We start from the raw sequence: 5,673 nt of genomic DNA, 5'->3' as shown, positions 1-5,673 counted from the left end.
GCACCCGTTCCCATTCCGAACACGGCCGTGAAACGCCCCTGCGCCTATGGTACTTCGTCTTAAGACGCGGGAGAGTCGGTCGCTGCCAGGTCTGCTAAACGCAACAACACATGCGCCTGATGTCAAAGACATCAGAAAGCTGCATGTGAAACAAAAGATAATCTTCTCATCACATGACGGCCAAGGCCGAAACAAAAGGGCCGCCTAAAGCGGTCCTTTCTGCTTTCCAAAGGCCGAAATGCAGAGCAAAATGAATGGGTGAGGCACCTGAAACAAGGTGCGTCCCTCACAGGAACAAAACCCAATAGGGTTTTGCTCCGGTAGAAGGCATAACCGCACAGCGGTTACGCCGCCGCGCCATTCGGCAAAGCCGAATGCGCTGGACGCGGGGTGGAGCAGCCCGGTAGCTCGTCAGGCTCATAACCTGAAGGCCGCAGGTTCAAATCCTGCCCCCGCAACCAATCCCTCCAAAGACTGAAATCACCCTGCTGGAAGGCATAGACTGGCGGATGCCGCAAAAAACCTGGCGGCCAACGTCGGCCGGATAAGCAAAAACACTGGAATGACGGTATCCATCCGGCGTAGGCCGCACCGCTTATGATTTTGGCTGGTCTGCCATGATGCGCTCGATCTTTTCCTGATCGCATTGCTCGTCGGCAAGGAACTGCCGGACACCTCCGTCCCAGGTGCGAATGTCGGCGAGGAATTCTTTCAGGCTCTCGACGCCCCGGTCGGTGAATGTCGTTATGCCCTCTTCGCTGCCGTCATGGGCATGGATCATCTCGCCATAGTCGATATTGTCAGAGTTGCTGGCGATTTCCTGGATGAGTTCGAGGTTTTCGCCGATCAGCACAGCGACGTAGCCGATCGTGTAGACATGCGTCGGGCGGCCCATCAGGCGGCCATCTGTCGCCGCTGCCAGCGACAGACCAGTTCCAAGGCAGCAGTTCGGGCAGTCGTGATACGGGAATGTTGGGCATGCGGGCGAGAATATCCGCCAACCAGGCCTGCGGATCGATATCGTTCATCTTAGCCGTGACGATCAGGGAATACATGAAGGCAGCACGCTCGCCGCCACGCTGGGAGCCTGCGAATAGCCAGGCCTTTCTTCCCAGAGCGATCCCGCGCAGGGCTCGCTCTGCCGCATTGTTCGACATGCAGAGCCTGCCATCGTCGAGGAACCGGGTGAAGGCTTCCCAGCGCCCGTCCTTGTCGAACAGGTAGTTGATCGCCTTGGCGACGGGATTGTGCTTCGACATCTGGGAACGCTGGACTATCAGCCAGTCGTGCAGGTCATCGACAAGCGGACGAGTATGCTGTTGTCGGGCAGCAAATCGTTCCTCTGCGGACGTCCCGTTTACACCGCGCTCGATCTCGAAGAGCGCGTCGATGCGAGCAACGGCCTCAAGCGCGACAGGCGATATCTCATGGGCAGGTTTGCCTTTGCGCACGTTGCCGGCGATGTCGGCCAGCTCGAAGAACTTGCGTCGCGCATGGCTCCAGCAGAGCGCGCTAATCACCGCTGCGGGGCTGCGGTCGGCACGATAAAGATCGTTGTAGCCGCCATAGGCATCCGCCTGCAGTATGCCGTGCCATCCGGCAAGATGCGTGTTGGGATGGGTCTTCTCCCGATCCGGCGAGAAGTAGAAGAGTGCCGCAGGAGGCGCGCCGCCCGCGAAAGGACGATCATCGCGAACGTAGGTCCATAACCTTGCCTGTTTCGTTGCGCCCCTGGCCAGCAGCGGCACAGTGGTATCGTCGCCATGAAGCCGCCCGGCGGCAAGCACATGGGCGCGGATCAGATCATGTATCGGCTGCAGCATCGTTGCGCAGGCTCCAACCTGGTCGGCCAGCGTGGAGAGGCTGAGATCGACACCCTCCCTGGCGTAGCGCTCAGCCTGGCGGTTCAATGGCTGGTGCTGGCCGAACTTCTCGAACAGGATCGTCGCGAGCAAGTTCGGTCCCGCCCATCCGCGTGGTGTCGCATGGAAAGGTGCCGGTGGCTGGCTGATCTTCTCGCAGTCGCGGCAGGTAAACTTCTCGCGCACCGTCTGGATCACCTTCCATTGGCGCGGGATCACCTCCAGCGTCTCGGTGACGTCTTCACCCATCTTCATGATCCGGGCCGAGCCACAGCAGGTGCAGGTCGAAGGAGCTTCAATGATCAGCCGTTCGCGCGGCAGGTGCTCGGGAAACGGCTTGCGCACCGGGCGGCGGCGTTCAAAGGCTGGAACTTGTACAACCTCCGCCGCCACGCGTTCCGCGGCGATCTCGTCCTCGGTGGCGTCGGCCTCAAGTTCTTCGAGCTGCAATTCCATCTGGTCGATCAGCCGGGCGCGTCGTTCCGAACTCTGACCATATTGCTCGCGACGCAACTTGGCGATCTCGAGCTTGAGGTGCCGGATCATCGCCTCGGACGTCGTCACGACGGCTCGCACCTGCGCAAGATCAGCCTCGGCGGAGGCGACACGCGCCTCCGATGCCGCAAGCGCGGCCCGTAACCTGGCTATCTCCGAAGCAGCGTCGTCCATGGCCGAAAGCTACCATGCCGCTTGTTAAAAGCCCAACAAAAACAGTAGAATGTTCGCGATCAGCCTGCCGTTGCAGGTCGCTGCGTCCAGCGTGGATTACGCCAGTCGATCCCTTCCAGAAGATAGCCGAGTTGAGCCGCCGACACCGGCACGGCGGAGCCATTCTGGCTAACGGGCCAGATGAACTTGCCTGCCTCCAGGCGCTTCAGGTAGAGCGACATGCCGACGCCGTCATGCCACAGGACCTTGATCAGGTCACCTTTGCGACCTCGAAAGCAGAAGACCTCGCCGCCGTGGGGATCGCGGCCAAGCCCCTGTTGCACCTTCAACGCCAGGCTGTTCATGCCACAACGCATGTCCGTCACACCGCCCGCAATCCACACCTTCACCCCGGGCGGAAAGGCGATCATGACGCGTCCAGAACCGGCAACAGCCGAGCAAGGATAGTTGGATCAAGCGAAGCCGGGATCGTCAGGCGACGACCGTTCGGCAGGCCGATCTCGATCATCCTGTCGTCTTCAGGCCGCCGCGGGTCCATCTCGAAAGATGCCGCCGGCGGTGGCGAAATCGAAAGTGGCACGAAGCCCGTTGACGCGGAAACGTGCAGAAGCCCGCTTCGGTATTCCCGACGCCAACGGGTCAACAGTGACCGCGACAATCCATAACGCCGCGCCGTTACCGAGCCCTGCCGAAAGCCTTGCAGGCTCTCCTCGACGATCCGAACCTTCTCTTCGTCCGACCAATCCCGCCGGCGACCAACATCGTCGACAGACAAAAGTTCAATGGGGGAAATCACTGTAGCGCATGACATAAGCCATGGACTTAGAGCTAATCACCAACTCAAGACAGACGGCCTTCGCCGCACGCATACGCTCGACCGTCTCCTTGCGCCGTTTATAGACCGCCTTGCCCCAGGGCTTGAGCCGGTTGGCATCGGTGCGCTCGCGGGCATCGGCCCAGACATGGCGGGTGATGGTGCGTACCGCCTTGCCGTTTGTGGTGCACGACGCCAGTAGCGGGCAATCGCGGCAGATCGCCGGGTCTGACGTGTAGTGGCGATAGCCGTTGCGGTCGGTGGTGGCGTAGGTAAGCAACTGGCCTTCGGGGCAACGATAGCCATCCACCTCGGCGTCATGGACGAACTTCGACTTGCGCATCATGCCGGCTTTCGGCGGGGTCGGATTGCGGTAGCCGGTGACGCCGAGGATGGCGCGATCCTCCAGGCCGTTGGCGATGCCTGAAGTCGCATAGCCGGCATCCAGGCCCACCGCTTTGACGTCGAAAGAGAAGCGCTCGCGCTGGCGGTCCAGCCGGTCGAGGTAGACGATGCTGTCATGCACGTTGGCCGGCGTCGCATGGGTGTCGGTGATGATCGCATGACGGCCATCGACGGTGCGGTGATCGAGAAGAAGAAGCCCTTGGGCTTGCCGTCGCGCACCATGTAGCCGCTGTCGGGATCGGTGCGGCTGACCTTGGTCTGCTTGATCTCGGGCTCGCGCTCCTTCTCCTTCAAGGGCTTCTGGCCATGCAGCGCACGTTCGGCCTCGATCGCCCTGTCGAGATCGGCCCAGTAGTCGGAACGCGACTTGGCGACCATCTCGAGATCGTACTTGCCCTTGTTGGCATTGGCCTTCAGATGCGTGCTGTCGGTATAAAGAACGGTACCGTCGACCAGGCCATGGCCGATCGCCTGTTCGACGATGTGGTCGAAGATGTCCTGGGCGACCGACGTATCGTTGAAGCGCCGCCGCCGGTTCTGGCTGAGCGTCGAGGCATCGAACACCCCGTCCGTCAGCTTCATCCGCAGAAACCAGCGATAGGCGACATTGACCTCGATCTCACGCACCAGCTGACGCTCCGAACGGATACCGAACAGGTAGCCGATGAACAGCGCCTTGAACATCAAGGTCGGATCGAGCGGCGGCCGGCCGTTGTCGGCGCAATAAAGCCCGGCAACGCGATCATGGATGAAGGTGAAGTCGATCACCGCATCGATCTTGCGAAGCAGGTGATCCTTGGGCACCAGACTGTCGAGCGTCACCATCTCGAGAGCCGTCTGTTCGGGAGCAGGTTTCTTCAACATGTCCCAGTGAATCACAAACCCCCAGCAAGAGCCAGGGGTTTGTCAGCAGTCTGGGGCCGCGCAAGCGGCCTTTTGCTTTTGAGGGCCAATTGAAATTTAAGGGATGCAACGCCAAATATATGGTGTGTCCCTTACAGGAACAAACTGCCTTCGGCAATTTGCTCCTGATGTAAGAGCAAACCGCTTCGCGGTTTACTCAAGCGCGATAAATCCCGAAGGGATTTACGCTGGCGCGGGGTGGAGCAGCCCGGTAGCTCGTCAGGCTCATAACCTGAAGGCCGCAGGTTCAAATCCTGCCCCCGCAACCAATCTTCCGTAAGCGTTGCATCAAGCCCCCAACTTACCGGCTATCGCGGGACGGAAGACCCACTATATTGGCGCATAGCGCCAATATAGGTTTTCAGCCGAAATTTTGGCGCTTTAGCGGATCGCAACGATCACTGCTCGCGGCTTAAAACCTTATATCTCAACATCAAACGGCCAACCGTGATAGCTTGAGAGCGCGCCATCATCGGCCTTTTTGACGGTCAATCTGAAACGTGCTCCGACGGTGCTGTCTCGGACTGCCTGCGGGCACGACTTGATCAGGAGGCCTGTATCATATCCCTGTCCAGCAACGGCTTTAACGCCGGTCTTCCCATTGCCCAAGTCAACTACCTCTACCAAGATCTTCTCGTGTTTCGGATGGCCGTGTTTCTTGGGGCTTTGATCGTCGATGAACATGAGTGCGGAAGGGATTTTTCGAACATCCAACTGCTGCATGTTGCGCATGAGGCTGATTTTAGAAAACAATGGCAGATTATCCGAGCGGTCGTCTTTGTTCTTATGTGTGATGATTCCGAAGATGACTTTGAAATCGAAGCTATTGAGAGGCGCCACATGACTTGCTGGGTCGTTCCCGTTGAGTTTGCCGCTAACTAGATCCTTCATTTTTTGGCGCGATATCGGCTCTAACTGAATGAGGTGAACCGCACCGGGTTTGCCGGAGGCCATTTGGTTTGAGTTATGCGGCCATGGCTGGTTCGTCCAGCATGGCGTAGTAGCGTTCTTCAGCTTCGG

4 protein-coding genes, 2 tRNA genes, 1 rRNA gene and 2 pseudogenes are annotated in these 5,673 nt (G+C 59.3%); 3 read left to right on the top strand and 6 right to left on the bottom strand.

Annotation, left to right across the window (positions count from 1 at the left end; translation table 11 throughout):
* Window positions 1-91 (top strand): 5S ribosomal RNA (gene rrf / locus GGQ67_RS24900); the annotation flags it as partial.
* A gap of 293 nt (window positions 92-384) precedes the next feature.
* Window positions 385-461, top strand: a tRNA-Met gene (locus GGQ67_RS24895).
* 134 nt (window positions 462-595) lie between these two features.
* On the opposite strand, the gene GGQ67_RS24890 is transcribed toward GGQ67_RS24895, so the two are convergent.
* The 5 genes and pseudogenes from GGQ67_RS24890 to GGQ67_RS24870 all read right to left on the bottom strand — a co-directional run.
* Window positions 596-895 (bottom strand): hypothetical protein, encoded by a 300-nt coding sequence (locus tag GGQ67_RS24890; RefSeq protein WP_183902784.1) that lies wholly within the window; start codon window positions 893-895, stop codon window positions 596-598.
* A 34-nt stretch (window positions 896-929) separates the two neighbouring features.
* Window positions 930-2,531, bottom strand: a pseudogene (gene tnpC, locus GGQ67_RS24885) (IS66 family transposase); the annotation flags it as partial.
* A 59-nt stretch (window positions 2,532-2,590) separates the two neighbouring features.
* Complete coding sequence (tnpB, locus tag GGQ67_RS24880) at window positions 2,591-2,941, bottom strand: IS66 family insertion sequence element accessory protein TnpB (protein ID WP_010009780.1); 351 nt, start codon at window positions 2,939-2,941, stop codon at window positions 2,591-2,593.
* Window positions 2,938-3,327, bottom strand: a complete 390-nt coding sequence (gene tnpA, locus GGQ67_RS25700; protein ID WP_410171735.1) for an IS66-like element accessory protein TnpA — start codon at window positions 3,325-3,327, stop codon at window positions 2,938-2,940. The genes tnpB and tnpA overlap by 4 nt, the downstream gene beginning before the upstream one ends.
* Before the next feature lie 73 nt (window positions 3,328-3,400).
* A pseudogene (locus tag GGQ67_RS24870) lies at window positions 3,401-4,614 on the bottom strand (IS1182 family transposase); the annotation flags it as partial.
* 231 nt (window positions 4,615-4,845) lie between these two features.
* Between GGQ67_RS24870 and GGQ67_RS24865 the strand changes: the two are divergent.
* Window positions 4,846-4,922: transfer RNA gene (locus GGQ67_RS24865), tRNA-Met, on the top strand.
* Window positions 4,923-5,073: 151 nt separating this feature from the next.
* Here GGQ67_RS24865 and GGQ67_RS24860 read toward each other — a convergent pair.
* Window positions 5,074-5,673: DUF6119 family protein (locus tag GGQ67_RS24860; RefSeq protein ID WP_343056558.1), on the bottom strand; the 600-nt coding region annotated here is incomplete at its 5' end.

It is taken from the genome of Rhizobium metallidurans (assembly GCF_014196505.1).
In the GTDB taxonomy this organism is placed as follows: Bacteria; Pseudomonadota; Alphaproteobacteria; order Rhizobiales; family Rhizobiaceae; genus Rhizobium; species Rhizobium metallidurans.
Note: the sequence above shows the minus strand (reverse complement) of the source record. Positions and strands in the feature narration are given on the sequence as shown.